Origin of the sequence: Chelativorans sp. J32, assembly GCF_000518985.1 — a bacterium.
Taxonomy (GTDB): Bacteria; Pseudomonadota; Alphaproteobacteria; order Rhizobiales; family Rhizobiaceae; genus Chelativorans.
Genome location: NZ_JAEQ01000007.1, coordinates 24,792 through 50,276, shown reverse-complemented (window position 1 = coordinate 50,276; position 25,485 = coordinate 24,792). Strand labels below are relative to the sequence as shown.

Annotated in this window: 29 protein-coding genes; 12 read left to right on the top strand and 17 right to left on the bottom strand. The window is 61.7% G+C overall.

The genetic code is table 11. The annotated features are described in order from the left end of the window. Positions 1-54: 54 nt before the first annotated feature. Together CHEJ32_RS0111540 and dapD are read right to left on the bottom strand one after the other, a co-directional pair. A complete protein-coding gene (locus CHEJ32_RS0111540; RefSeq protein ID WP_028034011.1) occupies positions 55-423 on the bottom strand; it encodes a DUF805 domain-containing protein in 369 nt (122 codons plus the stop codon). A 6-nt stretch (positions 424-429) separates the two neighbouring features. Beyond that, positions 430-1,284 carry a 2,3,4,5-tetrahydropyridine-2,6-dicarboxylate N-succinyltransferase gene (gene dapD / locus CHEJ32_RS0111535; protein ID WP_028034010.1) on the bottom strand — a complete coding sequence of 285 codons (855 nt, stop codon included), beginning with the start codon at positions 1,282-1,284 and terminating at the stop codon, positions 430-432. Positions 1,285-1,450: 166 nt separating this feature from the next. Here dapD and CHEJ32_RS0111530 point away from each other — a divergent pair, with 166 nt between their 5' ends. The 4 genes from CHEJ32_RS0111530 to CHEJ32_RS0111510 all read left to right on the top strand — a co-directional run bounded on the left by CHEJ32_RS0111530 (position 1,451) and on the right by CHEJ32_RS0111510 (position 4,072). After that, positions 1,451-2,308, top strand: a complete 858-nt coding sequence (locus CHEJ32_RS0111530; protein WP_028034009.1) for an LOG family protein — start codon at positions 1,451-1,453, stop codon at positions 2,306-2,308. Positions 2,309-2,373: 65 nt separating this feature from the next. Then, entirely contained in the window at positions 2,374-2,766 is a 393-nt protein-coding gene (locus tag CHEJ32_RS27125) for a hypothetical protein (RefSeq protein ID WP_156936680.1), read from the top strand. Positions 2,767-2,820: 54 nt separating this feature from the next. Continuing rightward, entirely contained in the window at positions 2,821-3,780 is a 960-nt protein-coding gene (locus tag CHEJ32_RS0111515) for a copper chaperone PCu(A)C (protein ID WP_028034007.1), read from the top strand. 85 nt (positions 3,781-3,865) lie between these two features. Then, on the top strand, positions 3,866-4,072 hold the full coding sequence (locus tag CHEJ32_RS0111510; RefSeq protein ID WP_028034006.1) for a hypothetical protein: 207 nt from the start codon (positions 3,866-3,868) through the stop codon (positions 4,070-4,072). A gap of 3 nt (positions 4,073-4,075) precedes the next feature. Here the strand turns inward: CHEJ32_RS0111510 and CHEJ32_RS0111505 are convergent, their stop codons facing one another. Continuing rightward, complete coding sequence (locus CHEJ32_RS0111505; protein ID WP_028034005.1) at positions 4,076-4,777, bottom strand: pyrimidine 5'-nucleotidase; 702 nt, start codon at positions 4,775-4,777, stop codon at positions 4,076-4,078. A gap of 93 nt (positions 4,778-4,870) precedes the next feature. Here CHEJ32_RS0111505 and CHEJ32_RS0111500 point away from each other — a divergent pair, with 93 nt between their 5' ends. Continuing rightward, positions 4,871-5,626 (top strand): GGDEF domain-containing protein, encoded by a 756-nt coding sequence (locus CHEJ32_RS0111500; protein WP_028034004.1) that lies wholly within the window; start codon positions 4,871-4,873, stop codon positions 5,624-5,626. Positions 5,627-5,671: 45 nt separating this feature from the next. Here the strand turns inward: CHEJ32_RS0111500 and argB are convergent, their stop codons facing one another. After that, positions 5,672-6,565: an acetylglutamate kinase gene (gene argB, locus CHEJ32_RS0111495; RefSeq protein ID WP_028034003.1), complete on the bottom strand. Its 894-nt coding sequence runs from the start codon at positions 6,563-6,565 to the stop codon at positions 5,672-5,674. A gap of 148 nt (positions 6,566-6,713) precedes the next feature. Here argB and msrB point away from each other — a divergent pair, with 148 nt between their 5' ends. Beyond that, the gene (msrB, locus tag CHEJ32_RS0111490; RefSeq protein WP_028034002.1) at positions 6,714-7,223 is read left to right on the top strand and encodes a peptide-methionine (R)-S-oxide reductase MsrB; all 510 of its coding nucleotides are present in this window, start codon (positions 6,714-6,716) and stop codon (positions 7,221-7,223) included. An 82-nt stretch (positions 7,224-7,305) separates the two neighbouring features. On the opposite strand, the gene yihA is transcribed toward msrB, so the two are convergent. From yihA to CHEJ32_RS0111455, 7 genes are all read right to left on the bottom strand, one after another. Next, positions 7,306-7,980, bottom strand: a complete 675-nt coding sequence (gene yihA, locus CHEJ32_RS0111485; RefSeq protein WP_034658287.1) for a ribosome biogenesis GTP-binding protein YihA/YsxC — start codon at positions 7,978-7,980, stop codon at positions 7,306-7,308. 47 nt (positions 7,981-8,027) lie between these two features. Next, on the bottom strand, positions 8,028-9,854 hold the full coding sequence (gene yidC, locus CHEJ32_RS0111480) for a membrane protein insertase YidC (protein ID WP_028034000.1): 1,827 nt from the start codon (positions 9,852-9,854) through the stop codon (positions 8,028-8,030). Positions 9,855-9,862: 8 nt separating this feature from the next. Then, the gene (gene rnpA / locus CHEJ32_RS0111475) at positions 9,863-10,225 is read right to left on the bottom strand and encodes a ribonuclease P protein component (RefSeq protein ID WP_028033999.1); all 363 of its coding nucleotides are present in this window, start codon (positions 10,223-10,225) and stop codon (positions 9,863-9,865) included. Between the two features lie 24 nt (positions 10,226-10,249). Continuing rightward, entirely contained in the window at positions 10,250-10,384 is a 135-nt protein-coding gene (rpmH, locus tag CHEJ32_RS0111470; protein WP_028033998.1) for a 50S ribosomal protein L34, read from the bottom strand. Between the two features lie 297 nt (positions 10,385-10,681). Next, positions 10,682-12,055 (bottom strand): glutamate--cysteine ligase, encoded by a 1,374-nt coding sequence (locus tag CHEJ32_RS0111465; protein WP_028033997.1) that lies wholly within the window; start codon positions 12,053-12,055, stop codon positions 10,682-10,684. A gap of 83 nt (positions 12,056-12,138) precedes the next feature. Next, positions 12,139-12,885: a 16S rRNA (uracil(1498)-N(3))-methyltransferase gene (locus CHEJ32_RS0111460; protein ID WP_028033996.1), complete on the bottom strand. Its 747-nt coding sequence runs from the start codon at positions 12,883-12,885 to the stop codon at positions 12,139-12,141. Between the two features lie 31 nt (positions 12,886-12,916). Then, positions 12,917-13,555 carry a hypothetical protein gene (locus CHEJ32_RS0111455; RefSeq protein ID WP_028033995.1) on the bottom strand — a complete coding sequence of 213 codons (639 nt, stop codon included), beginning with the start codon at positions 13,553-13,555 and terminating at the stop codon, positions 12,917-12,919. 207 nt (positions 13,556-13,762) lie between these two features. Between CHEJ32_RS0111455 and CHEJ32_RS24535 the strand changes: the two genes are divergently transcribed. Continuing rightward, entirely contained in the window at positions 13,763-13,945 is a 183-nt protein-coding gene (locus CHEJ32_RS24535) for a hypothetical protein (protein WP_156936679.1), read from the top strand. Here the strand turns inward: CHEJ32_RS24535 and CHEJ32_RS0111445 are convergent. Genes CHEJ32_RS0111445 through CHEJ32_RS0111425 form a run of 5 tightly spaced genes read right to left on the bottom strand, consistent with a single transcriptional unit; the run spans position 13,926 to position 18,419 of the window. Then, positions 13,926-14,690 carry a metallophosphoesterase family protein gene (locus CHEJ32_RS0111445; protein ID WP_028033994.1) on the bottom strand — a complete coding sequence of 255 codons (765 nt, stop codon included), beginning with the start codon at positions 14,688-14,690 and terminating at the stop codon, positions 13,926-13,928. The two genes, CHEJ32_RS24535 and CHEJ32_RS0111445, sit on opposite strands and share 20 nt — an antisense overlap. Further along, positions 14,680-15,357 (bottom strand): lactate utilization protein, encoded by a 678-nt coding sequence (locus CHEJ32_RS0111440; protein ID WP_028033993.1) that lies wholly within the window; start codon positions 15,355-15,357, stop codon positions 14,680-14,682. The genes CHEJ32_RS0111445 and CHEJ32_RS0111440 overlap by 11 nt, the downstream gene beginning before the upstream one ends. Then, complete coding sequence (locus tag CHEJ32_RS0111435; RefSeq protein ID WP_028033992.1) at positions 15,354-16,790, bottom strand: LutB/LldF family L-lactate oxidation iron-sulfur protein; 1,437 nt, start codon at positions 16,788-16,790, stop codon at positions 15,354-15,356. Before CHEJ32_RS0111435 ends, CHEJ32_RS0111440 begins: the two co-directional genes overlap by 4 nt. Further along, positions 16,790-17,569, bottom strand: a complete 780-nt coding sequence (locus CHEJ32_RS0111430; protein WP_028033991.1) for a (Fe-S)-binding protein — start codon at positions 17,567-17,569, stop codon at positions 16,790-16,792. The genes CHEJ32_RS0111435 and CHEJ32_RS0111430 overlap by 1 nt, the downstream gene beginning before the upstream one ends. Positions 17,570-17,573: 4 nt before the next feature. Continuing rightward, on the bottom strand, positions 17,574-18,419 hold the full coding sequence (locus tag CHEJ32_RS0111425; protein WP_028033990.1) for a FadR/GntR family transcriptional regulator: 846 nt from the start codon (positions 18,417-18,419) through the stop codon (positions 17,574-17,576). Positions 18,420-18,595: 176 nt separating this feature from the next. On the opposite strand from CHEJ32_RS0111425, the gene CHEJ32_RS24530 reads away from it, so the two are divergent. The 5 genes from CHEJ32_RS24530 to glcF all read left to right on the top strand — a co-directional run bounded on the left by CHEJ32_RS24530 (position 18,596) and on the right by glcF (position 24,531). Continuing rightward, positions 18,596-19,948 (top strand): DUF3422 family protein, encoded by a 1,353-nt coding sequence (locus CHEJ32_RS24530; RefSeq protein ID WP_034658281.1) that lies wholly within the window; start codon positions 18,596-18,598, stop codon positions 19,946-19,948. 123 nt (positions 19,949-20,071) lie between these two features. Further along, on the top strand, positions 20,072-21,568 hold the full coding sequence (locus CHEJ32_RS0111415; RefSeq protein ID WP_028033989.1) for an FAD-linked oxidase C-terminal domain-containing protein: 1,497 nt from the start codon (positions 20,072-20,074) through the stop codon (positions 21,566-21,568). Positions 21,569-21,570: 2 nt separating this feature from the next. After that, positions 21,571-22,779, top strand: a complete 1,209-nt coding sequence (locus CHEJ32_RS0111410) for an FAD-binding protein (protein WP_028033988.1) — start codon at positions 21,571-21,573, stop codon at positions 22,777-22,779. A 39-nt stretch (positions 22,780-22,818) separates the two neighbouring features. Further along, a complete protein-coding gene (locus tag CHEJ32_RS0111405) occupies positions 22,819-23,193 on the top strand; it encodes a DUF4870 domain-containing protein (RefSeq protein WP_028033987.1) in 375 nt (124 codons plus the stop codon). Positions 23,194-23,199: 6 nt separating this feature from the next. Beyond that, positions 23,200-24,531, top strand: coding sequence for a glycolate oxidase subunit GlcF (glcF, locus tag CHEJ32_RS0111400; protein WP_028033986.1), 1,332 nt, complete (start codon positions 23,200-23,202; stop codon positions 24,529-24,531). 92 nt (positions 24,532-24,623) lie between these two features. On the opposite strand, the gene CHEJ32_RS0111395 is transcribed toward glcF, so the two are convergent. Continuing rightward, positions 24,624-25,430 (bottom strand): L,D-transpeptidase, encoded by an 807-nt coding sequence (locus CHEJ32_RS0111395; RefSeq protein WP_028033985.1) that lies wholly within the window; start codon positions 25,428-25,430, stop codon positions 24,624-24,626. Positions 25,431-25,485 lie beyond the last annotated feature (55 nt).

The window sequence follows — 25,485 nt, the reverse complement described above, 5'->3', positions numbered from 1 at the left end:
GAGGCAATCGCGAGAGGAGAAAGCCCCTTGTCGCGAGCGCCCCGGGATCTCACCTCACCGCGGCGAATTCGTCTGTGCGCCAAATTGATTGGCACCCGAATGACCGGGATAGAGGCACAGGATCACAAATGTGACGATCGAGATCACCGGGATGAAAAGGGCTATCGCCAGGATTCCCGGTTTCCCGAAATCATGAAGCCGCTTCACGCCTAGGGCCACATAGGACCAGATGGAGAGAAGAAAGACGCCCCAGAAAATCATCGCCCACATGTCCGTCGCGCTGCTTTCCTCTGGCGCCAGCGTCAGCCGATAAAGCGGAAACGCTTGGAAAATCGCGATGAGCAGACCCGCCAGGAAATATGGCGCGCGACTCACGCGCCCAGAAAAGCCGAAGAAAAGCCATGTGAACTGGTTGCGGTTCACGAGGTCTCAGTCCCTGAGCAGTTCGTTGATCGAGGTCTTCGACCGGGTCTTTTCGTCCACCCGCTTCACGATCACCGCGCAATAGAGGCTAGGGCCAGGTTCGCCATTGCCCATCGGCTTGCCGGGCATCGTCCCTGCCACGACGACCGAATAGGGCGGCACTTCGCCATAGAAGATCTCGCCCGTTTCGCGGTCGACGATCTTCGTGGACTTGCCGATGAAGACGCCCATGCCGAGAACCGCGCCCTCGCGCACGATGCAGCCTTCCACGACTTCCGAGCGCGCGCCGATGAAGCAATTGTCCTCGATGATTGTCGGCCCCGCCTGCATAGGCTCGAGAACGCCGCCAATGCCGACGCCGCCGGAAAGATGCACATTTTCTCCGATTTGGGCGCAGGAACCGACGGTCGCCCAGGTATCGACCATGGTGTTGCGGCCCACATAGGCACCGAGATTCACGAAGGAAGGCATCAACACCGCGCCCGGCGCGATATAGGCGGAGCGGCGCACCACGCAGTTCGGCACCGCGCGGAACCCAGCCCTCTCGAACTCGTTGGAGCTCCAGCCATCGAACTTGGACGGCACCTTGTCCCACCAGACCGCCTCATCCGGTCCACCCTTGACGATCTGCATAGGGTTCAAGCGGAAGGAAAGGAGAACCGCCTTCTTGAGCCACTGGTTCACGGTCCACTGGCCGTCTTCCTGCCGCTCGGCAACTCGCATCGCACCACTGTCGAGGAGGTCGAGTGCGGTTTCCACGGCCTCGCGGACTTCGCCGCGCGTCTCCGTATTGATCGAATCACGGTTGTCGAAGGCCTGTTCGACCGTTTGTTCGAGCGCGGCAATGTCGGAAGTCTTCATCAGCGAAATCCCTCCGCTACATGAGGTGTTAAGAGCTGCCCAATAGGCTAGAACCACCATTGGGATGTGCCGGAACGGCACCGGCGCGGAACCTATGCGAAGCGTCGGGGTGGGTCAATCGCAGCAAAGCGCGACGGGGCAGCGCAGGACGACAGGAACGGGGATTATGAATCCGCACGACAAGGCAGGCTGGACACCGCTTCCACATTCCGACGAGGATCTCAAACGCGCGCGCAGCGTGCCGGACACACCACAGACGCGTTCCGAGACCTATCGGCTTGCCTGGGACGATGAAAAGTTCATGACCAGGCGCGAGCTCCGCCCTGTGCGCCTGCAGCTCGAACTCCTCAAGCCGGAAATGGCGCTTGCAGAGCGCGGCATCCGCTCCACGGTGATCCTGTTCGGCGGAGCGCGTATTCCCGAGCCGGGCGGCGATGCTTGGGCGGCCAAGAACGAGACGCAGAAGAAGAATCTCGAAAAGAACAGCCGTTACTACGCCGAGGCACGCCGATTCGCCCATCTGTGCTCCGAGCAATCGGCAAAGTGGCAGTTCCGCGAGTATGTGGTGGTGACGGGCGGCGGCCCGGGCGTCATGGAGGCGGGCAATCGCGGCGCGGCAGAGCGCGGCGCGCCCACCATCGGCCTCAATATCGTCCTGCCCCACGAGCAGGCGCCGAACCTCTATGTGACGCCGGATCTCTGCTTCAACTTCCATTATTTTGCGATCCGCAAGATGCATTTCATGATGCGGGCGAAGGCCATTGCCGTCTTTCCCGGCGGCTTCGGCACCATGGACGAGCTGTTCGAGGCGTTGACCTTGATCCAAACAGGCCGCATGGAGCGTGTCCCCGTCATCCTGTTCGGACGCGAGTTCTGGCAGAAGGCCGTCAATCTCCCCTTTCTCGCTGAACAGGGGACGATCTCTCCGGGTGACGAAGAGCTCATCAATTATGCCGAAACGGCCGAGGAGGCCTGGAGCTATATTGCGAAGTTCTATGACCTCGAAGAGGGTTCCTCGTCCTAGATCGCGCGCCCATGTCGCAGAAAGAAGTGCTGGCGGGACCTGACCCAATCGGCTAGGCGTCGTTCATGCAAGGATCGTCATCAAGCTGGTTCGATACGCTGAGGCGCGACCGCGGGCTGTTCGCGCTGGTCGGCGCGCTGGCGATCCTGATAAGCATGCTGCAGCCGGTTGCGGCGGCAAGAAATGCAGAGTTCGCCGGCCTCGGCATTCTCTGCGTCAGCGATCATTCCTCCAGCCGCCCAGGGGATTACCAGAAGCAGGGCCCTGATTGCCCGCTCTGTCCTACCGGGCACCTCTGCGCCAGCCCGGCGAGCCTCGCCACTCCGGCGGAAATTCCGACACTGGGCTTCTTTCTGCCGGCTATCAGCCAGCAACTGCGGCCAAGGCAGAGCCAGCTTCCCGGCTTCCGAAGCGAGGCCTCTCCGCCTTCGATCCGCGCACCACCCTTTTCCGCATGAGAAAGCGGCCCTGAGCGGCCGATACCTCCCTTGCAATCTGGAAAGGATTTTTTCATGCGCAGTTTCAGCCTCGCCGCTTGCGCGGCAACCATCGTCATTTCTTCGGCCATGCCGTCCATGGCTCATGTTTCGCTACAGCAGACCCAGGCCGCTCCCGGCACCTACAGGGCCGTCATCGGAATCCCTCATGGCTGCGACGGCGAGCCGACAACCGCCGTCCGCGTCGAGCTTCCGGAAGGCTTTGTCGATGCCAAGCCGGTGCCGAAATCCGCCTGGAACATCGAAATCCAGCAGGGCGATTTCGCCCGCACTTATGACGTGCACGGAGAAAAGGTCTCCTCCGGCCCCGTCGCGATAACCTGGTCGGGCGGCAGCCTTGCTGACGAGCACTATGACGAGTTCACGGTGCGCGGCACGATCGCCGGGGTTGACCAGGGTCAGCGCCTTTATTTCAAGACGACCCAGACCTGCCCCTCAGGCAAGCAGGAGGCCTGGGTCGAGGAGCCGGCCGAAGGGCAGGATCCACATGCGCTCGATTACCCTGCGCCGTTCGTGACGGTAGCGGCAGCGGCCGCCGCGGAAGAACACCATTACGGCGCCGCAGAAATTGCCGCAGGCGACGTGCGAATCGCGGAGCCCTGGGCACGCGCCATGCTGCCAGGCCAGCCGACCGGCGGCGCCTATATGACGATCCGCAACGAGGGCCAGGAGCCGGACAGGCTCGTGGGTGTCACATCGACCGCTGCTGGCAAGGTGGAGATCCACACGATGGAGATGAAGGGGGACGTCATGGAGATGCGGCCCGTGGAAGGCGGTCTCGAAATCCCGGCCGGCGGAAGCGTCTCGCTCGAGCCCGGTGGCTTTCATCTCATGTTCTTCGATGTCAAAACGCCATTCGCCGAGGGAGCCGAGGTGCCTGTCACGCTCGAATTCGAGAAGGCCGGCAAGGTTGAACTAAGCCTCCCCGTTCTCCCGGCCAGCACCGGCCGTGGCGGTGGGACGCACCAACACTGAACACTGAGGGCCGGCTCCGGCCGGCCCTTTTCACCGGGAACGGCGCGACGCTCCATGCGTTGATATCGCAAAGAGGAGTTTTCTCATGCCCCGCAGCGTTCCCGACGACGACATGATGGACGAGCAGCAGACCAAGGATCTCGGCCATCCGACGAAACACGAAGAGAGCCCCGCCGAGCGCATCGCACGCGACATGCGGGCCAATCGCGGTCTCGGCACGCTCGCCGAGCCCCGCGAGAAGGACGAGACGAAGGAATCGCTCGAAAGAGCGACCGACCCGTCGAAGCGGTGATCTTTATTCGGCCCTGACTGCCTTCAGGAAGCCTGTCAGGTCGTCCGTCACGTAATCCACGTGGTCCTCGTCCCCGAGATCGCGTTCCCATATCTCGGAATAGATGGGCTCGAGGTTCCGCGGCACGATCAGGACCGTCGTCATGCCGAGTTCCTTGGGGACCGTGAGATTGCGAGCAAGGTCCTCGAACATCACCGCATTCGGGCCTATCACCGTATAGAGCGATAGGAAAAGATCGTAGGTCTCCTTGGATGGCTTCGGCACCAGCCCTGCCGCCACGATATCGAAAATATCCTCGAACTGATCGAGCACCCCGAGTTGCCGCGCTGCCCGCTCGGCATGGCCGCGGTTGCCATTCGTGAAGATGAATTTGCGGCCGGGCAATCGCCGGATTGCCTCGCCCAAGGCCGGATCCGGTTCGATCCATGAATAGTCGATGTCATGCACTCTCTCGAGGAAATCGTCCGGATCGACCGAATAACGTTCCATCAATCCTCTGAGTGTAGTGCCATATTCTCGATAGAGCTCCTTCTGCAGCTTGCGCGCCTCCTCAGCAGGCATCTGAAGCAGCTCTGAGACGTAGGCCGTCATCTTCAGATCGACCTGCGAGAACAGATTGGTGTGTCTCGGGTAGAGCGTATTGTCGAGATCGAATACCCAATCGGTGACATGGGCAAAACGGGTGGGATCGGGGCGGTTCGTCATGACCTCTTATGGCAGGTTTCTGGGCAGGTTTCCAAACCCTCGATCGTTGGAAATCGAAGAATCCGCCTGCCGGAATGCAGATGAGTCGCTGCGATGAGGAAGGTCATCTACCACGCCTCGATCGCCTCGCTCGTCTCGATTGCCGTTTCACTGGCCATCTGCTGGGCGGCCCTGAGGGCGGTGGGCGACGATCTGGACCTTTTTGCCGCCGCGATGTGCGTCATCTGCCCGCTAGTCGTCGCCTTTCCTGCAAGCGCCTACACCTATAATCAGAAGCGCAGGATCGCAGAGGCCCATGGCGCGCTGAAGGCCGCGCACCGGGAGCTTGCGATCCTACACGAGAAATTGGCGGAACGCGCCCGGCTGGACGACATGACGGGGCTTCTCAACCGGAGTGCCTTCATTGCCGCCATCGATGAGACCCGCGCCCTGGAAAATCGCGGCGCGCTCATCCTGATCGATGCCGACAACTTCAAACAGATCAACGACACGTTCGGCCATCTCGCCGGAGACCGGGCACTGGTCAAGATCGCCGAGGCGATCCGCGAGGCTGCAGGAAAAGCGCGCGCGATCGGCCGTATCGGTGGAGAAGAGTTCGGCGTGTTCCTCCTCTCCGAAGCCCGCATCGAAGCGAGCCTGCTTGCGGAAGAGATTCGGCGGGCCGTTGAGGGAGCCCGCTTTGCACCGGAAGGAGCGGCGCTCCTTCCGCTCACCGTCAGCATCGGTGTGGCGCCGGCGCGAAAGGGCGCAAGCTTCTCCGAGATCATGAGCGAAGCCGACAAGCGCCTCTACGAGGCCAAGCAGTGCGGCCGCAACACGGTGGTGATCGAAGCGCGCTCCGCGGCATGATCCCGGATCAGCTGGTTATCCTCTCAGCCGGTTCCGGACCTCAGGTTACGGAACGATCAGCGTTCCGGCACCATGCTCTGTGAAAAGCTCCAGCAGCACCGAATGCGCGGTCTTCCCATTGAGGATGACCACGCCTTCCACGCCCCGCTCGATCGCCTCGATGCAGGTCTCCACTTTGGGAATCATCCCGCCCGAGATCGTGCCGTCCTTGATCAGGGCACGAGCTTCTGAAATCGTCAGTTCGTCGATCAGCTTCTTGTCACGGTCGAGCACACCGGGGACATCCGTGAGGAACAGGAGGCGGCTCGCCTTTACAGCACCGGCGATGGCGCCCGCGAACGTATCGGCATTGATGTTGTAGGTGTGGCCGTCGCGGCCCGGCGCCACGGGGGCGATGACCGGAATCATCTCGGAGCGGGCAAGAAGGTCGAGCAGCGTTCGATCGACCTCGACCGGCTCCCCGACAAAGCCCAGATCGAGCACGCGCTCTATGTTCGAATCGGGATCGATCATGGTTTTCCGCGCCTTCTCGGCGAAGACCATGTTGCCGTCCTTGCCGCAAAGACCGATGGCCCATTCGCCTTCGGCATTGATCAGGGCCACGATCTCCTTGTTGATGGAGCCCGCCAGGACCATCTCGACGATTTCGACGGTTTTCTGGTCGGTCACCCGCAGGCCGCCCTCGAACTTCGATTCGATGCCGAGCCGCTTCAGCATGTCGCCGATCTGCGGACCCCCACCATGCACGACGATCGGATTCACGCCTGATTGCTTCAACAGCGCCACATCGCGGGCAAAGGCACGGCCGAGCGCGATATCGCCCATCGCATGGCCACCATATTTGATGACCACGGTCTTGTTCTCGTAACGCTGCATGAAGGGCAGCGCCGCCGAGAGGAGGGCTGCCTGCGCTTCAGCGGTTTCGGTGATTTCCGTCATGCTCTTTGCCCGGGGCTTGATAGGACCGCACGTCTCATATCGCATTCGATCAAGCGCGCAAATGGCGAAGTGGCCTTGCCCGCTCACGCTCCCTTGATTTGCCGCACGCCTATGCTTCCCCTACCCTTGGAACACGGAGGAGAAAACGATGAAACGTCGCAACTTTCTCTTGAGCACCGCAGGCGCGCTTGCCGTCCTGTCGGGTGGTTCGCTCATCCTGCGCGGAAGGGCCGGCCCGAACGCTTCCGCGGAAGAGTTCGAGATCACGAAGACGGAGGAGGAGTGGCGCCGGGCTTTGAGCCCGCATCAATATGCGGTGCTGCGGGAGGAAGACACCGAGCCCGCCTTCAGCAGCCCGCTCAACGAAGAAAAACGTGCTGGCATATTCCATTGCGCTGGCTGTGATCTTTCCGTCTACTCCTCGGAGGCAAAGTACGAATCCGGCACGGGCTGGCCGAGCTTCTGGAAATCCCTGCCCAACGCGATCGGCACGAAGGAGGACAACACCTTCTTCATGACGCGCGTCGAGTGCCATTGCCGCCGCTGCGGCGGTCATCTCGGCCATATCTTCGACGATGGGCCGCCGCCGACGGGCAAGCGACACTGCCTCAACGGCATCGCGCTCACCTTCAAGCCCGGACAGACCCAAACCGGGTGAGAGCGCAACACCGGAGCAGGCGAAGTTCACGCGATTAGCTTAAGAGGTACGAAGCGCATCCATCGCGAGGAACAGCTTCCCTCTAGCTGCCTCTCATCGTGCGCAGGATCGCCTCGCGCAGCTCCTCCAGGCCTCCGCCCTTTTCGGATGAGGTGGCAATCACCTCGGGGAAGGCCGCGGGGCGCTTGACGATCTTCTGCCCTGTCTCGGCAACCAGCTTTTCCACCGCCGGAGGCTTGATCTTGTCCGTCTTGGTCAACACGATCTGATAGGAAACGGCGGCTGTATCGAGGAGGTCCAGCACCTCCTCGTCGATCTTCTTTATCCCGTGGCGAGCATCGATCAGGATATAGACGCGCTTCAGCGTGACCCGACCGCGCAGGTAATCGAAGACCAGCTTCGTCCAGGCATCAACCTGTGCCTTGGGAGCCTTGGCGAAACCGTATCCCGGCATATCGACAAGGGCCATCGGGGGAAGATCCCCCGCCTCACCGCTATAGCCTTCGGGAACGAAGTAGTTCAGCTCCTGCGTCCGGCCAGGCGTATTGGACGTGCGGGCAAGGCCTTTCTGGCCAACAAGAGCATTGATGAGCGAAGATTTGCCGACATTGGACCTCCCGGCAAAGGCCACCTCGGGGGGCCCCTCAGGCGGCAGGAACTTCATGGCCGGAACACCGCGGATGAAGACCCAGGGACGGGCAAAAATCTTGCCCGCACCGTCTCGTTCCTCGGTCGCGATCTCTCCGCCCGTCGTCATTTCGCTGCTCCAGTCGCTTCGAGATCGCTGCTTTCGACAGGCGTCCCCTATTCCGCCGGCTTCGGCTTTCGCCGGAACAGGTTGGCGAGATTGTCCCACAGCTCGATCTTGGCGCCTTGGCGCTTCATGATGACGCCCTGCTGGATGATGGAGAGCAGGTTGTTCCACGCCCAGTAGATCACCAGTCCGGCCGGGAATGTCGCCAGCATGAAGGTGAAGATCACCGGCATCCAGTTGAAGATCATCGCCTGGGTTGGATCCGGCGGCGTGGGATTCATGCGCATCTGCAGGAACATCGTGATTCCCATGATGATCGGCCATACGCCCAGCATCAGGAAATGACCGATGACCGGAACCTGCGAGGGATCGAAGGAAAGCAATCCGAACAGGTTGAAGATCGTCGTCGGGTCTGGCGCCGAAAGGTCTCGGATCCAGCCGAAGAAGGGCGCGTGCCGCATCTCGATCGTCACATAGAGCACTTTGTAGAGCGCGAAGAAGACCGGGATCTGGATCAGGATCGGCCAGCAACCCGCAAGCGGATTGATCTTCTCCTTCTTATAAAGCTCCATCATCGCCTGCTGCTGCTTCATCTTGTCATCCGCGTATTTCTCGCGGATCTCAAGCATCGCCGGCTGTACCTTCTTCATATTTGCCATGGATTTGTAGGACTTGTTGGCAAGCGGGAAGAAGATGAGCTTGACAAGAACGGTCGTGGCCAGAATGGCGACGCCGAAATTGCCGAAAAGTTTGAAGAGCCAATCGATCAGGTAGAACATCGGCTTGGTGATGAAATAGAACCAGCCCCAATCGATCAGCAGCTCGAACTGGCGAATATCGTGCTGAGCCTCATAGGCGTCGATGACATCGACCACCTTGGCTCCGGCGAAAACAAGGGTCTCCACCTTGGCCTCGCCGCCCGGGGCGACCGTCACCGGATCGGTCAGGTAATCCGCCTGGAACCGCTCACGTCCGTCGGAGAAATAGGCATAGCGCGGCTGGAAATCCTTCTGCGCGCGCGGGACCATCGTGACGGCCCAGTATTTGTCGGTGATGCCCAGCCAGCCGTCAGCCGACTTGTTGGGCAGGATCTGGCCACCCTCCTGCGCTGCCGAATACTTTACCTCCTGTAGGCCTTCCTCGCCGAGAACGCCGATGAAGCCCTCATGGAGAATGTAGATGCCGGCCGTCTGGGGGTGCCCCATGCGGGTCGTGCGTCCGTAGTTGCGGATCTCGACCGGTTCGCCGGCAGCATTCCGGATCGTATCGGTGATCGTGAAGAGATAGTTCTCGTCAACCGCAAAGGTGCGCAGGAAGGTGAGCCCCCGCTCATTGGTGAAGCTCAAGCTGACCGGATTTCCAGGCGAGAGCGTGGAGCCCTCCTGAACCTGCCAAACCGTGTCGGGCCCGGGCACGGCGCCTGTCAAGGCGTTTCCGGTATAACCGACCTCCACATAATAGCCTTCGCTAACCGCCGCCGGGTTGAGGAGCTCGATATTGGGCGAATTTTTATCGACGGTGGTGTGATAGTCCTTGAGCAGGAGATCATCGAGCCGCGCGCCGGCGAGGTTGATCGAGCCAGACAGACGCGGCGTATCGATCTGGACGCGCTGCCCCTGGGCCAAGGCCTGCCCGCGCGATAACGGCGCCTGCGGCGCAGCAGCACTTCCTGGAACGGAGCCCGGCTGCGTTGCGCCTGCCGAGGGAAGATTAGAAGCTTCTCCTGCCTGTTGGCCCGTCTCCCCGGAACGCTGCGCCTCGATTTGAGCCGCTTCGCGCTGGGCTTCGACACGCGGGTTCACATAGAACACCTGCCAAAGCGTCAGGATAAGCACCGACAGCGCGATCGTTATGAGGAGATTGCGATTGTTTTCCATGAGATTCCTTAGCCCGTGCGAGCGGGTTTGTTCCCGCGGATGCGCCGGGAAAGCTCGTCCTTCAGCGCTCCGAATGGCGCATCCAAAATATCGCGCCTTCCGACGATCACATAATCCGTGCCGGGCGCCATGTCATCGGCGGCATGCACGCGCACCGCTTCCCGTAATCGGCGACGGATGCGATTTCGTTCCACCGCGTTGCCAGCCTTCTTGGTCACGGTGATGCCGAAGCGCGGCGGATCGTCGTCACCGCGCTTCAACAATTCCAGCAAAAACAACCGGCCCCGCAGTTTCTGGCCGCGCTGTACGGCCAAAAATTCGGCACGCTTGGTGAGCCGCGCAGGGGACCGCCTTTGCGCTCGGCCAGACAATGCCCCCGGCCCCGCGCCGGAATATTAGGCAGAGAGCCGCTTACGGCCGCGTGCACGGCGTGCGGCGATCACGCCGCGTCCACCCTTGGTGGCCATACGTGCACGAAAACCATGGCGGCGCTTGCGAACAAGTTTCGAGGGCTGATAGGTGCGCTTCATTTATTTTAATACCGCGGAGTGCGGCCCTTCTTCATTCTGTCGATTTACGAACAGGAGCAGTTTTGGCCGCAGGACGCACGGCAGCGCGCCGGGCGGCCGGCCCGAACGTGCCGGGCTTATATGAAGAGAGGCGACAAAAGTCAACGAAGGCGGAAGCAAGGATGCTCATTGTAGCGGCCGTAGGGCAGTAAGGGCGGCAAGGCCAAGAATCCATGCGTTACCGGTTGCAGCTAATTTTCGGCGCCGGTCGTCGCAACGCCGGGACCAGAAAACCCGGCACCGCACTGCCCTATTCCCTTAATACGCCTGCTCCAGGAACACCGGTTCGATCGAGCCGCCCCATCGCGTGTGGAAGGCGGTGACCATCTCCTGCGCGCTTGTGGTTCCCCGCGCCACCACCTCGTCCAGCGGGCTCAGGAAGCCGGTTTCGTCAAAGCCCTCGCGGTTTTTCCTGGCCCGGTTGGCAAGGCCCATACGGGAGATTGCAAGGACCTCCCGGGCGGCCTCGCGCAGATGGTGGTTGCGGAATGTGGCTGAAAGGCCCTCGACGGGAACAGCATCACGCAGCGCCTGCACATCCTCGAAGCTCCACCCTTTGGTAAGGTCCTCTGCTGCATCGAGCGCCGCATCATCGTAGAGCAAGCCGACCCAGAAAGCGGGCAGTGCGCATATGCGCCGCCACGGACCACCATCGGCACCGCGCATCTCGAGGTAACGCTTCAGGCGCACGTCGGGGAACAGTGTGGACAGGTGGTTCGTCCAGTCGCCCATGGTCGGCATGCCATTTGGAACGGCATGCCGCAGCGCGCCGGACATGAATTGCCGGAAAGTAACCTGGGTGCAGTCATAATAGCGCCCGTCACGGATGACGAAATACATGGGCACATCGAGCGCCCATTCGACATAGTCGGCAAAGCCGAAACTGTTCGAGAACACGAAGGGCAGCAAGCCGGAGCGCTGATTGTCGGTATCGCGCCAGATCTCCGCACGCCAGGACTGGTAGCCGTTGACGGCACCGTCGGTGAAAGGTGAATTGGCAAAGAGCGCGGTGGCGATCGGCTGCAACCGCATGCCGACCTGCATCTTCCGGCGCATATCTGCTTCCGACGCGAAGTCGAGATTCACCTGGATCGTGCAGGTGCGATACATCATGTCGAGGCCGTGGCTACCGACCTTCGGCATGTAATTCGTCATGATCTCGTAGCGCGATTTCGGCATGCGGGGCGTTTCCGCAAGCGTCCATTTCGGGCTCGCGCCCAAGCCAAGGAAGCGGATTCCCAGAGGTTCAGCGATCTCGCGCAGCTGCGCCAGGTGAGCGTTGCCCTCCCGGCAGGTCTGATGGATCGTCTCGACGGGGGCGCCCGAAAGTTCAAACTGACCGCCCGGCTCAAGCGAGATCGCGCCTTCCCCGGTGGGTTCGACCAAGCCGATGATCCGCCCGTCGTCCAGAATCGGATTCCAACCGAGAATCCTCTGCATGCCCTCCAGCAAGGCGCGGATGCCGCGTCTGCCTTCGTAAGGCACCGGCCGATGATCATCTACATAAAAAGGAAATTTCTCGTGCTCGGTGCCGATTTGCCAAGCCTGTTTCGGCTTGCAGCCCGCGGCAAGATAGGAGACGAGCTCATCGACCGTCTCGATCGGCCGGTTGTCGGTCGTGTCTCTCGCCATCTTAACCTCAGTGCCTGATACGAAGCTTCGCCTCATTGGCGAAGACCGAAACGGCAGGCAAGCGAAAAGTTCTGAACGACAGATCAGGCCCCGTCGCGCCAGTCGCCTGCGCCGGCCTGGATGATGGCAAGCGCGGCCACGGCCGCGGTATCCGCCCTGAGGATACGGGGTCCAAGGGGAATCGCCACGACAAAAGGAAGGCGGCGGAGGGTGACCCGCTCCGTTTCGGAAAATCCTCCCTCCGGACCCACGAGAAGCCCGAGTCTTTCGCCCGCCAGAGCCGAAACGAGACCGAGTGGATTCTGCCCGGCTGCGTCCTCATCACAGAAAACGAGGCGCCTTCCCTCTTCCCAATTGGAAAGCAGAGCATCAAGCCTGACTGGCTCTCTGACCGCGGGAATGGAGAGGATTCCGCACTGCTCGGCCGCCTCGATCACATTTGCTTGAAGGCGGTCCATACCCAGCTTGGGCACCTGTGTGTGCTGGGTGATGACGGGTTGGAGAATGCCCGCCCCCATTTCCACCGCTTTCTGAACGAGGTAATCGAGCCTGCCCTGTTTCAGCGGTGCGAAACAATACATAAGATCGGGCTGCGGCGTCTGCTCACGTGTCCGCTCGCGAAGGAGGAGCCTTGCAGATTTCTTCGAAAGACCGGCGACCTCGGCGAGCCATTCACCATCGCGCCCGTTGAAGAGGAGCAATTGGCTCCCTTCTCGCATCCGCAGGACATTGCCCAGATAGTGCGCTTGTTCGCGCGTGGTCTCGACCTCCGCGTCCCGCGACAGGTCCGCCGAAAGGTAAAGCCGCTGCATTTTGTAGTTTGCCCGCATGGGTGCTTGATGCGCTGAGGCATTTCACGGGTCAAGAGGCCGAAGAAGGGTGCCAGACCGGAAGATAACCGGCGCGCATAGCGGCAACGGTAGCGGGGGGCGTGATCAAGGAAAAGCGCGCTCCTACCTCGCGAAGCGGACGGGACTGCCCGTAACCGGCAAAATCCCAAGGCAGGAGCTTACCCCGACGCACGGCAAAGGCTCGACCTTGCGCTTCCACCATGGCTCCGTCCGGCAACGCGTCGCCTTCCGAAGCCGCAATCGTCGTACCGCCCGACGCCCGACGTTGCTTGTGGAGGATTGCATCCATGTCAGGTGCGGAAATTTGCGCCCTGCCCTGCCCTTCGGCGAAAGCGCGAGCAAAAGCTTGAGCGCGGTTGCGCCGGCAATAAAAGCAGGGGCGATGACCGGCCGCCAGGGCCGTCACTTCATCGAGGAAGAAGAGTTCGGTCCAGCCAGCCGTTCCGTTTGGGCTGTTGCGGCCCATCACCTCGCGATGCCGACCCTGGAAATCGCATTCGCAGATGATCCACGCCTTAGTCGACCATCGTCTTCCCAGAAGCCTCTTCGTTTCAGGATCGTGAATGACGCCGCGATTGCCCGTGAACAGCCCTCGCGCGGAGACTGCTTCGATGGTTCCAAAGGGAGTGACGCGGTTCTGCAGCGGCATTTTGTTCTCGGCAAGCCACGCGAAATTGCACCCGCGTCCAAGAGCAATCAACCCGATTCCAGCGTCCAGAGGGATCGCTGCAAAAGAGCAACATTCACATAAAACCGTGATGGGATCATAAGCAGCCTATTGCAACTTTTCGGCGGAAAGCTCATTTGGCCCGCCGAGATTTCACCGCAGTCAACCGAGGCTCAGAAGGGGAACCAATTGGTAACCTGGGCCTTCTATCCTTACCAGATCGGAAAAGAGATGAGCCTGATGCGTGCTACGATCCTCTCGCTGATGTTGCTTACCGCGGTTATGGTGAGTGGAGCGGGTATTTATGCAGCGACCGCCTCCGGATCCTACCACTCGTCGGATGGCTACGGCATCAGCGACTTTGCCCGTTAGCCTCCCCCAACACCTCCAGCAGCCGCTTCCGCCTCCCCTCAAACATCATCGCCGTCAGTCGGCCTGAATACCAGGCGCCGGTATCCAGATTGACCCGGTTAGGCCTGATTTCGGGTTCCGGCATAGGCGTGTGGCCATGCACCACGAGTTTGGGATGCAGCGTAAGGTCATGGCGGAAGCGCTCGCGGATCCAGATCAGGTCTTCCGGGTCCTGTGCATTGAGCGGGACACCGGGCCGGATGCCGGCATGGCAGAAGAACAAATCGCCGAAACTTGCCGACAGTTTTAAGCCCTGCAGGAAATCGAGATGTTCCTGTGGGATCGCCTCCATAAGCGCCGCATGTCCGCGGAGCAGGTTCTCCCGTGATGTGAAATCCAGATCCACGCCGTAGGATCGGGCCGTTGCATCTCCGCCATTGTTGGCGAAAAGCCCCTGAGCGCGTGGCTGCGCCAAAAAGGCGAGGAAGCCGAGGTCGTGGTTTCCGGCAAGCGCCATCACACGGGGATCGGCCTTCATGGATCGGGACAGGAACTCCAGCACTTGGCAAGAGGCGGGGCCGCGATCCACGTAATCGCCCAGATAGATGATGCGCCAGTCCGCCGGTTTCTCCTCGATGATCTCGGCCATGATGCGGCGATGCATCTCCGTCATGAGATCATGACGGCCATGGATGTCGCCCACCGCATAAATGCGCAGGCCAGAAGGCGTTTCTGCGTCGTCGAAATGAATTCCTTCAGCCGCCATCGACCACAATGAGGTGCAGCGCGCGCGGCCCGTGAGCACCGAGCAGCAATTTCTGCTCGATGTCGCCCGAACGGGACGGTCCTGTGATCAGGTTCACGGTGCGCGGCATCTTGCCCTTCCCGAATGTCTGTCGGAGCCTGGCGAACACCGATTCCAGATCTCCGGCGATCTCCTTTGCATCAACCACCACGATATGGTGCTCGGGAAGGAAATTCACAGTCGTCGGATTGGCTCCACCCGAATGGAGTACCACCGTGCCTGTCTCCGCCACGCCGGCAATTGCATGGCTGACGCCGACTTCGTCGTCAGCCGTAGCGGGCCCGTGCTTTACTTCCAGCGACTTCAACGCCTTCCAAGGCATCGTTTCCAGCCGTTCATCCGCCCCCATCCGAACGGAGGCAGGCAGGTTCCGGGAGCGCAGATAGGCGGCAACGGTCTTGGGCACGTCACCGGGTTTCCTGACGCGCTCCACGGTGGCCGAAACCTTTGCGGCCATTAGGCAAAACAGCGCCACACGCTCCTCTTCCGGCAACTGGCCGCGCGCAGGGATCACGCCTACCGGCGGATTGGCCAGGCGTTTTTTCACGATCTTTGCTCGCGCCGCGTCTTCAGGAGCGGTACCGATAGCCGCCCGGACCTTGTTCAGAATGGCTTCCCTGCCGCTCATGCCCGCGCCTCCTGCTTCTGCGCATCGCGATCGCGCCATTGCTGCATGAAGGTTCGGCCTTCCGGCGCCGGCATTTCGCGGTGCCTGGTCCATCCGCCGGCAAGCGGCAGATAGCGGAAGCTCCCTTTCCTGCCTTTGAAAAAAGAGAGAAGAGGGATGCCGAAGGACGATGCCAGCCGGTAAAGTTTTGGGCGCCTGGCGAACATGGCCCAGGCACGCAGGCCATAGCGCTGGGTGGCGGGGTTGAGACCGCGCGAAAATTCGCGCTCACGCCAATGGCGCATCATCTTCGGCAGCGGGATGCGCATCGGGCACACCGCTTCGCACCGCCCGCAGAAGGTGGAAGCGTTCGGCAAATGCCCTGCCTTGTCCACGCCCACCAGGGATGGGGTGAGGACAGCGCCCATGGGCCCCGGATAGACCCAGCCATAGGCGTGCCCACCGACAGCGTGGTAGACCGGGCAATGGTTCATGCAGGCACCACACCGGATGCAGCGCAGCATGTCCTGAAATTCCGTACCGAGCATGGAAGAGCGGCCATTATCGACCAGAACGACATGGTACTCATCCGGACCGTCGGGATCACCCGGGCGGCGCGGACCAGTGGATAGGGTGGTGTAGACACTCATGTCCTGTCCGGTGGCCGAGCGGGCGAGCAGCCGGAGGATTTGGCTCACATCTTCCAAGGTCGGCACGATCTTCTCGATCGAAGCCACCACCACATGAACGCGGGGCAGGATTTGGGTCAGGTCGCCATTGCCTTCATTGGTCACGATGATGGAGCTACCAGTCTCCGCAACCAGGAAATTGGCGCCGGTGATGCCGACATCTGCCTGGAAATATTGATAGCGGAGTACACGCCGGGCCTCGCCCAAAAGCGATTCGGGCTCGGAAAGATCGCGCGCCACCGGGAGGTGATCATGAGCGCGGCGGAAGTCCGCCTCCACCTGATCCCTGGTAAGGTGCACAGCCGGGGCGATGATGTGGCTCGGATGCTCGCCGCGAAGCTGGATGATATATTCGCCGAGATCCGTTTCGACGGGGCGCACGCCTTCCTTCTCGAGGAACTCGTTCAGCCCGATCTCCTCGGTGATCATGGACTTGCCCTTGGTCACCGTACGGGCACCCGCGGCGCGGCAGATCTCAAGGATAACGTTGCGGGCGTCCGCGGCCGTTTCGGCCCAATGAACATAGCCCCCGGCCTTCTTCACCTTCTCCTCGTAGGCTTCCAGATAGAGGTCGAGATGCGCGAGGGTATGGTCCTTGATGGCACGTGCGGAATCGCGCAGAGCATCGAACTCCGGCAAAGCTTCCACCGCATATTGGCGCTTGTCTATGAAGCCCGAGCGCACATGACCGAGCGCCTTTTGCAGCTGCGCGTCCGAGAGCGCGCGGCGCGCGTTTTCCTTGAATGCAGGTGACGTGATCTGCATCAGCCCTTCCCCCTCCCGATGGCAGGGCCATCATCCATTCCGGCAAGCACTTCGGCCACGTGGCGCACCTTTACGTCGATGCCCTGACGTTCCAGCTTACCCGCCATGTTCATTAGGCAGCCGAGATCGCCGGCAAGCAGCGTCTCCGCACCAGCGGCCCGGATATTGGCCGTCTTTTCTTCGACGATCCTGTTCGAGATCTCCGGATATTTGACGCAGAAGGTGCCCCCGAAACCGCAGCAGACATCCGAATCGCGCATTTCCTTGAGCTCGAGTCCCGATACCGAGGCGAGCAGGTTGCGCGGTTGCTCGCGGATGCCGAGCTCGCGCAACCCAGAGCAGGAATCGTGATAGGTGACCGTGCCCGCATGGGCTGCTCCGACGCTTCTCACGCCCAGCACATCGACCAAAAAGCTCACGAGCTCATGAACCTTCGCGGCAAAGGCCTCGGCACGAGCTTCCCATCGGGGATCGCCCTTGAAGAGGCTCGGATAATGCTTTTTCAGCATGCCCGCACAGGAACCGGAAGGGGTCACGACATAATCGTAGTCTTCGAAAGCCTCGATTGTGTTCCTCGCGATGGCGATCGCGTCGGCACGATCGCCGGAATTGTAGGCGGGTTGCCCACAGCAGGTCTGCGCCATCGGCACGTCTACCTGGCAGCCCGCATTCTCCAGGAGCTTGACGGACGCAAAGCCGACCGTCGGCCTGAAGAGGTCGACCAGACACGTTACAAACAGGCCTACGCGGCGGGACTCTTCAACGCGTTCACTTTTCAATGGATCATCCTGTTTCGTGGGCCGGCCGCGAAGACCGTCCCGTGCGGGAAGCTTTGGATTTCGCCTGCATGGCAGCGGGTGCATCCGAGCGATGAAGCAGCCGCAAGCTGGCCACGCGCTCCCTTTCATAGGTGCGCTCGGCCTCGGCACTCGCCGTTTGGACATAGGAAATATGCGCCGTCGCGGCTTCCCTGGCAGCCACGGGGTTCCCATCGCGGATGGCGACGAAGATCGCCCTGTGCTGCGCGAGCAGTTCCTCCCGCGCGCCGGGCAGGTGATAGATGCGGGCGCGGTTGTAGAATACCCCTTCCGCCAGCAGGCGATAACAGGAGCGGAGAGTGTGGAGCAGCACAAAATTGTGCACGCACTCACCAACGGCATTGTGAAACTCGACGTCGATCTCCGCTTCCTTCTCGGGATCCGCGAAGGTATGCGCCTCATCCATGCGACTGACGATTTCGGACAGCAGCGCCTTGTCGGCTTCGGTCGCGCGCCGGGCCGCCATTTCCGCCGCCACTGCCTCGATCTCGCGTCTATATTCCAGATAGTCGGAGGTGGCCTTGGGATGGTTTGCGATCAGCTCCCGCATGGGCTTTGCGAAGACCTCGCCCACGACATTGGCGACCTGCGTTCCGCCGCCGGGGCGGGTCACCAGAAGCCCCCTCGCCTCCAGCGCCTTCAGAGCATCGCGCAGAATCGGCCGCGAGACATCCATCTGGGTTGCAAGCTCGCGCTCTCCCGGCAGGCGGTCGCCGTCGCGCAGGATTCCCTCGAGGATCAAAGCCTCGATCTGATGCACGACCGTATCGGCGGTGCGCGTATGCTCAACCCTGGAAAAAACGGTCGTCACAGGCCCCTGCCGTTCAACAGCGCCCTCGGCAGACGCGTAGCGTAACGCGCGTTCGCGGAACTGGTCAACTTCTTTATCCAATTCAAATACACGTGTGCTTCAGATCAGCGCATTGCGCTCTCCCACGCGAGGAGAGCATACTCCCTGCTCGAACATTGGGTACGACAGCAATTGTCATGAGCGACGGCCGCGCAGAAGAGCTGAAGATAACAACCGATGACGAGCTTGCCCCACCGCTTGAAAGGCTGGTGACGGGTAGCGTGCTCGGTTTTCCGGCACATGGGGGCCGCGCCAGCGCGCTGGGCGAAGTTCATGCACGGCCGCATCCGCTGCTGGAGGCGCCGTGCCTCATCTTACAGCTCTCCTTCATGACGGAAGGAGGATCGGCGGTAGACCAGGCGGTCATCGCAGAGCTGTCACGGCGGCTTGGTGTGGTGCCCCCGGACGCCGTTGCGCGGCACCATGCGATGCGATGGGGCCAAGGCACCCTGCGATGGGAGAGGCACACCGAGTTCTCCAGCTATCAGTGGGATTGCCCGATTTCGCCGCGCAGCGGCAAGCCGTTGCAGGAATCCCCGTTTGGAAACGGTTTCAACCCACCCGGCACCGTCATTTCCGGCACCCGGGTCGAAATACGCAAATGGTCGCCGGCGACAGAGAAGCTGATCGGCACATTCGACCCGACCAGCCTGGGTTACTCCATCGTCGAAGGTGGTCGCGCTGCGGTGGCCACCGACTTCCGGCAGGATGGAGACGGGCTCACGCGCATCCTGATTCTGGAACGGGATCTGTCACCGGCGCGTATCGGCGCGCTCACGCAGCGGCTCATCGACATCGAGACGTACCGGACGCTGGCCATGCTAGGCCTTCCCCTCGCCCAGTCGCTCTCGCCGCGGCTCCGGCGAATGGAAGACCGGCTCGCTATTCTCACCGACAAGATGCGGCGACGCGAGCGGCACGACAGCCAGGCGCTGCTCTCCGAACTGACGGAGCTTGCCGCAGAACTGGAAGCGGAAGCGGCGGCGAGCCTTTACCGCTTCGGTGCGAGCCGCGCCTATGACGGGATCGTGCAGGAACGGCTGGAAATGCTGAATGAAAGCCCCGTCCCCGGTTACGAGACCTGGGCCACGTTCCTGCAGCGCCGGATGGCACCCGCCATGCGCACCTGCCGGTCGGTGGAAGAGCGGCAGGCCAGTCTCTCCCGCAAGCTGTCACGCGCCGCAGACCTGCTGCGAAGCTGGGTCGACGTGGAGATGGAACGGCAGAACCGCGACCTGCTCGCCTCGATGAACCGCCGCGCGGAGCTGCAGTTGCGCCTGCAACAGACCGTGGAGGGCCTTTCCGTCGCTGCAATCTCCTATTACGTGGTGGGCCTGATCGCCTATCTGGTAAAGGGCGTGCACCTCTTTCCAGGCATACCCCCGGAGACGATCACGGCGGCAGCGGTTCCGGTTGCGGTGCTCTTGATGTGGCTTCTCGTGCGCAGGATCAGGCGAAAGCACGCTCATCACAGCGGGCGTGGCGGATAGCGGACTGCCTTCTGTCCCACGTCTCCCATCGATCCGTCTTCGGCGGATTTGCCGCGGGCGGACGGCCATTTACAGGACGGGACCCCTACTGGTAAATAGATTGGACCAGTTGAGAAAGGTTCCATGTCCGGTCTCCTCCTGCCAAAGCCCGACGCCGCGACGCTCGCAAAGCGCGAGGAAATCATCGCGGACATGCGTATCATCGTACCCGGCGAAGGCATCGTCGAAGCCGAGAGCGGGATGCGTGCTTTCGAAAGCGACGGGCTTACGGCTTATCGCCAGCTTCCGCTCGTCGTGGTGTTGCCGGAAACCGTGGCGCAGGTCTCACGGGTCCTGAAATATTGCCACGAACGCAACATCCGTGTCGTTCCGCGCGGCTCAGGGACTTCGCTTTCGGGCGGCGCGCTGCCGCTGGAGGATGCCGTTCTGCTCGTCATGAGCCGCTTCAACCGCATTCTCGAGATCGATCTCGCAAACAGGGCCGTAGTCGCGCAGCCCGGCGTCACCAATCTCGGCATCACCCAGGCGGTCGAGCATGAGGGGTTCTACTATGCCCCCGACCCCTCCTCCCAGATCGCCTGCTCCATCGGCGGCAATGTGGCGGAGAATTCGGGCGGGGTGCACTGCCTCAAATATGGACTGACCGCCAACAATATTCTCGGCATCCAGATGGTGCTGATGAATGGCGAGGTGATCCGGCTGGGCGGCAAGCATCTGGATTCGGAAGGCTATGACCTCCTGGGCCTGATGACGGGATCGGAAGGTCTGCTGGGCGTGGTCACGGAGGTGACCGTTCGCATTCTCAAAAAGCCGGAAACGGCGCGGGCGCTTCTGATCGGCTTCCCGTCCAGCGAGCAGGCCGGCCAATGCGTCGCCGACATCATCGGCGCCGGCATCATTCCGGGCGGCATGGAGATGATGGACCGTCCGGCGATCCACGCGGCCGAAGCTTTCGTGCATGCGGGGTACCCGCTCGACGTGGAAGCTCTGCTCATCGTGGAACTCGACGGGCCGCAGGCCGAGGTGCACCACCTGATCGAACGCGTGGAGGCTATCGCGCATAAGAACGGGTGCACGACGAACCGCATCTCCAACTCGGATGAAGAGCGGCTTTCCTTCTGGGCGGGGCGCAAGGCAGCCTTCCCGGCCGTCGGCCGCATCTCGCCCGATTATTATTGCATGGATGGGACCATCCCGCGCAAAGAGCTGCCGCGCGTCCTCTCCGGCATGCGCGAGCTGTCAGAGAAGTACGGGCTGGGAGTCGCAAATGTCTTCCACGCCGGCGACGGCAATCTTCACCCGCTGATCCTCTACGACGCGAACAAGCCCGGTGAACTGGAAAGGGCCGAGGCTTTCGGAGCCGACATCCTTCGCCTTTGCGTGAACGTGGGGGGCGTGCTTACCGGCGAGCATGGCGTGGGCGTGGAAAAACGCGACCTGATGCCCGAGATGTTCTCGGAGGAGGATCTGAACCAGCAGATCAGGGTCAAATGTGCCTTTGACCCCAATCATCTGCTCAACCCCGGCAAGGTGTTCCCGCAGCTTCACCGCTGCGCCGAACTAGGCCGCATGCATATCCATCGCGGGCAGATGCCTTTTCCGGACATACCGAGGTTCTGAGGGTGACGACCTTTACCCCCGAAACCGCAGCCGAGGTGCTGAACATCGTCCGCTGGGCAGTGGGCGAAGAAATGCCGCTGGAAGTGGTGGGGCATGGCTCAAAGCGCGGCATCGGCAGGCCGGCGCAGACGGAGCACACGCTCGATCTGTCCGGGCTCACGGGCGTTACGCTCTACGAGCCGGAGGAGCTGGTGCTTTCCGCCAAGGCCGGCACGCCGCTTGCCGAGATCGAACAGCTGCTGGCGGACAACAGCCAGCAGTTTGCCTTCGAACCTATGGATTATGGCCCGCTGCTCGGCGGCACTGTTGGGCGCGGAACCGTGGGCGGAGCGCTCGGGGCCAATCTTTCCGGTCCGCGGCGGATCAAGGCCGGCGCTGCCCGCGATCATGTGCTGGGCGTGCATGCCGTCTCCGGTCGGGGCGAGGCGTTCAAGTCCGGCGGCCGGGTGGTCAAGAACGTCACGGGATACGATCTCTCCAAGGGGCTTGCCGGCTCCTGGGGCACGCTCGCGGTGGTGACGGACGTCACCTTCAAAGTGCTTCCCGCGGCGGAAACCGAGAAGACCCTTGCGATCGTCGGTCTGGACGATGGAGAGGCTGCTGCAGCCATGGCGGATGCCATGGGCAGCAGCGCAGAGCTGTCGGGCGCTGCCCATTTACCGGTGAGCGTCGGCGGGCGCTTTCTCGATGGAGCGTTTTCCAGTGAGGCAAGGACCCTTCTGCGCGTGGAGGGCGTTGGCCCTTCGGTCGACTATCGGATCGACCTTCTGGCGGGGTTGATGAGGCCCTATGGGACTGTGGAGATCATCGAGCCTCCCCTGTCCCGCACGCTTTGGCAAGAAATCCGCGACTGCAAGCCCTTTGCGGACGGCACATCGGCTCCCGTGTGGCGCGTTTCCGTCGCGCCGACGGTGGGGCACAAGCTCGTCGATGCATTCCGCAGGGCTGCAGGTGCCAACGCCTTCTATGACTGGCAAGGCGGCCTTATCTGGTTGCGAATGGAAGCCGATCCTGAAGCCGAGATCCTCCGCGGCCTCATCGCCCATTTCGGCGGTGGCCACGCCACGCTGGTGCGAGCTGCACCCTCGGTGAGATCCGCCGTCCCGACATTCCAGCCTCAACCACAGGCGCTGGCAGCGCTTACACAGCGGCTGAAGAAGCAGTTCGATCCGAGAAACATCCTCAATCCGGGCCGGATGGCGACGAGTTAAGCGCGTGTTAGAGTGGCCGAAACCGGACCGGAGGGAACGATGAGCGATATCAAACCGCCTGAACCACGCAAGACAGATCGATGGCTGGAACCTGGGCCGACCAATGTCCAGGTGATCTATGTTCTCTATCTCGTCGGCTTCGTCATCGGCATCTCCGCTCTGGTGGGCATCGTGCTCGCCTATATGAATCGCGGGAAATCGGAAGCCTGGATTGAGACGCACTACACTTGGGCGATCCGCACCTTCTGGATCGCAATCCTCTATGCGATCATCTCGATGGTGCTGATGGTGGTGGGCATCGGCTTTCTTCTTCTTCTCGCCGTTGCCGTATGGATCGTGGTGCGGATCGTGATTGGGCTGCAGCTGGTGAGCCGTGGAGAGCCGATCAGAAATCCCCAAAGCTGGATGCTCTAACAGAATATGCAAACCAATTTTACGCCCGAGCAACTTGCCAACCCGCAGACAGCAGAATCGGAAGCGATCCTGCGCAAATGCGTTCATTGCGGCTTCTGCACGGCGACTTGCCCGACCTATGTGGAACTGGGCAACGAGCTCGATTCACCGCGCGGGCGCATCTATCTCATCAAGGATATGCTGGAGAAAGGCCGTCCCGCCGACCGCGAGACGGTTACGCATATCGACCGCTGTCTCTCCTGCCTCTCCTGCATGAGCACCTGTCCCTCAGGCGTGAATTACATGCATCTGGTCGACCATGCGCGGGTACATATCGAAAAGACCTATCGCCGGCCAATTCTCGACCGGATGATCCGCACAATGCTTGCCCAGGTGCTCCCTTATCCGGGGCGGTTCCGGCTCGCATTGGGACTGGCAAAGGTCGGGCGACCCTTCGCCTCGATTTTCCGCGCCATTCCGGGCCTGAAGCCGGTCGCCTCGATGCTGGAGCTTGCACCGCAGCACCGGCCATCCGCAAACGCCGCTCCCCTTCCCCGGCCGAAAGAGATGCCGCGTGGCCGGGTCGCGCTGCTGGCCGGTTGCGCGCAATCGGTGCTCGATCCCGGCATCAACGCCGCCGCCGCCCGGCTGCTCGCGCGTTTGAACGTCGAGGTGGTGCAGCCCGCGGGAGAAGGATGCTGCGGTGCGCTGGTGCACCATATGGGACGCGAAGAAAAAGCACTCGAGTTCGCCCGGCACAATGTCGACGCCTGGACGCGGGTGATCGAAAATGGCGGGCTCGACGCCATCATCATCACCACCTCGGGCTGTGGCACCACAATCAAGGATTATGGCCATATGCTTCGATTGGACCCGCTCTATGCCGAAAAGGCAGCGCGGGTTTCTGCGCTTGCGAAGGACGTTACCGAATATCTTGCGACGCTTGATCTACCCGAGCCGTCATTCGCTCCCGGCCTGACGATCGCCTATCATTCCGCATGCTCCCTGCAACACGGGCAGAAGATAACGCGTCAGCCCAAGGCGCTACTCACGCGCGCCGGCTTTGTGGTTAAGGAGCCGCGTGAAGCTCACCTCTGCTGCGGCTCGGCAGGCACTTACAATATCCTGCAGCCGGAAATATCCCGGCGCCTGCGTGACCGGAAGGTGAAGAACATCGAAGCCACCGGCGCTGTCGCCGTCGCCGCAGGTAATATTGGTTGCATCACCCAGATCGCCTCGGGGTCGGCTCTGCCCATCGTCCACACGATCGAGCTACTGGACTGGGCTTATGGCGGCCCGAAGCCCGCCGGCATCCCAATGCCGGACCGCCAGGCGGAGCCCGCAACCGTCGCCGCATAACGAAAAGCAGCGCTCCATCGCTGAAGCGCTGCTTTTTCGAAGACGATACCGGCAAGACCCCTCCGGCCGGCTCGTCCCCCGCTTGATGAGAATCAGATTACCACGACGTTGGCACCGACGGGAACACGTTCGTACAAATCTATCACATCTTCGTTGCGCATCCGGATACAGCCAGAGGAGACCGCCTGCCCGATGGTCCATGGTGCGTTGGTTCCATGGATACGGTATAGGGTCGAGCCGAGATAGAGAGCGCGCGCGCCAAGCGGGTTATGGGGGCCGCCGTTGACCAGGGTCGGCAAGATATTTCCCTTCCTCTTTTCCCGCTCGATCATCTGCGCGGGCGGCCGCCAGTCGGGCCATTCGCGTTTGGCGGTGACCTTGTGGCTGCCGGTCCAGCCGAAACCGTCTTTGCCGACACCAACGCCGTAACGGCGCGCCTTTCCGTCCTTCATGACCAGATAGAGGAAGCGCTGTCGCGTGTCGACCACGATGGTCCCCGGCGCTTCGCGGCCATCATATTGAACTACCTGCGGCAGGAATTTCGGGTCGAGCTGATGTTTGGGTGCGGGTGCCGGTACGGCTCTCGGCACGGCAGCCACTGCCGCAGCACTGCGGATCGGCGCCTGGATCCGGTGCTGCGGTTGCCGGCGCAGGACATACCGGCGTTCCACCTGCCGTGGGGCAGCCCTCGTTTCGCGAGGATATGGCGGCACCCTGTAGACCTGCCGCTGGCGCGGCCTGGCTTGAGCCGGTGGTTGGCGAAGCTGCATTACCCAAGGAGCGGAAAGATCCGGGCTCACCAGGACCGGTGGAGGTTCCGCGTAACGGCCCTGAGCGTTGGAGGCACCGGGAAACAACAAGATGGCGGCAAATCCGGCCGCATACAAAACGAACTTCATCGACTAACTCTCACTGGTCACCGATCGGGTTCATGTGTCACGCCGCCATTGTGGC

What these genes read in the sequence shown, in the direction of transcription:
- dapD (WP_028034010.1), bottom strand. Translation starts at nt 1,284, where the DNA reads ATGAAGACTTCCGACATTGCCGCGCTCGAACAAACGGTCGAACAGGCC.
- CHEJ32_RS0111530 (WP_028034009.1), top strand. Translation starts at nt 1,451, where the DNA reads ATGAATCCGCACGACAAGGCAGGCTGGACACCGCTTCCACATTCCGAC.
- CHEJ32_RS27125 (WP_156936680.1), top strand. Translation starts at nt 2,374, where the DNA reads ATGCAAGGATCGTCATCAAGCTGGTTCGATACGCTGAGGCGCGACCGC.
- CHEJ32_RS0111515 (WP_028034007.1), top strand. Translation starts at nt 2,821, where the DNA reads ATGCGCAGTTTCAGCCTCGCCGCTTGCGCGGCAACCATCGTCATTTCT.
- CHEJ32_RS0111510 (WP_028034006.1), top strand. Translation starts at nt 3,866, where the DNA reads ATGCCCCGCAGCGTTCCCGACGACGACATGATGGACGAGCAGCAGACC.
- CHEJ32_RS0111505 (WP_028034005.1), bottom strand. Translation starts at nt 4,777, where the DNA reads ATGACGAACCGCCCCGATCCCACCCGTTTTGCCCATGTCACCGATTGG.
- CHEJ32_RS0111500 (WP_028034004.1), top strand. Translation starts at nt 4,871, where the DNA reads ATGAGGAAGGTCATCTACCACGCCTCGATCGCCTCGCTCGTCTCGATT.
- argB (WP_028034003.1), bottom strand. Translation starts at nt 6,565, where the DNA reads ATGACGGAAATCACCGAAACCGCTGAAGCGCAGGCAGCCCTCCTCTCG.
- msrB (WP_028034002.1), top strand. Translation starts at nt 6,714, where the DNA reads ATGAAACGTCGCAACTTTCTCTTGAGCACCGCAGGCGCGCTTGCCGTC.
- yihA (WP_034658287.1), bottom strand. Translation starts at nt 7,980, where the DNA reads ATGACGACGGGCGGAGAGATCGCGACCGAGGAACGAGACGGTGCGGGC.
- yidC (WP_028034000.1), bottom strand. Translation starts at nt 9,854, where the DNA reads ATGGAAAACAATCGCAATCTCCTCATAACGATCGCGCTGTCGGTGCTT.
- rpmH (WP_028033998.1), bottom strand. Translation starts at nt 10,384, where the DNA reads ATGAAGCGCACCTATCAGCCCTCGAAACTTGTTCGCAAGCGCCGCCAT.
- CHEJ32_RS0111465 (WP_028033997.1), bottom strand. Translation starts at nt 12,055, where the DNA reads ATGGCGAGAGACACGACCGACAACCGGCCGATCGAGACGGTCGATGAG.
- CHEJ32_RS0111460 (WP_028033996.1), bottom strand. Translation starts at nt 12,885, where the DNA reads ATGCGGGCAAACTACAAAATGCAGCGGCTTTACCTTTCGGCGGACCTG.
- CHEJ32_RS0111455 (WP_028033995.1), bottom strand. Translation starts at nt 13,555, where the DNA reads ATGCCGCTGCAGAACCGCGTCACTCCCTTTGGAACCATCGAAGCAGTC.
- CHEJ32_RS0111445 (WP_028033994.1), bottom strand. Translation starts at nt 14,690, where the DNA reads ATGGCGGCTGAAGGAATTCATTTCGACGACGCAGAAACGCCTTCTGGC.
- CHEJ32_RS0111440 (WP_028033993.1), bottom strand. Translation starts at nt 15,357, where the DNA reads ATGAGCGGCAGGGAAGCCATTCTGAACAAGGTCCGGGCGGCTATCGGT.
- CHEJ32_RS0111435 (WP_028033992.1), bottom strand. Translation starts at nt 16,790, where the DNA reads ATGCAGATCACGTCACCTGCATTCAAGGAAAACGCGCGCCGCGCGCTC.
- CHEJ32_RS24530 (WP_034658281.1), top strand. Translation starts at nt 18,596, where the DNA reads ATGAGCGACGGCCGCGCAGAAGAGCTGAAGATAACAACCGATGACGAG.
- CHEJ32_RS0111415 (WP_028033989.1), top strand. Translation starts at nt 20,072, where the DNA reads ATGTCCGGTCTCCTCCTGCCAAAGCCCGACGCCGCGACGCTCGCAAAG.
- CHEJ32_RS0111405 (WP_028033987.1), top strand. Translation starts at nt 22,819, where the DNA reads ATGAGCGATATCAAACCGCCTGAACCACGCAAGACAGATCGATGGCTG.
- glcF (WP_028033986.1), top strand. Translation starts at nt 23,200, where the DNA reads ATGCAAACCAATTTTACGCCCGAGCAACTTGCCAACCCGCAGACAGCA.
- CHEJ32_RS0111395 (WP_028033985.1), bottom strand. Translation starts at nt 25,430, where the DNA reads ATGAAGTTCGTTTTGTATGCGGCCGGATTTGCCGCCATCTTGTTGTTT.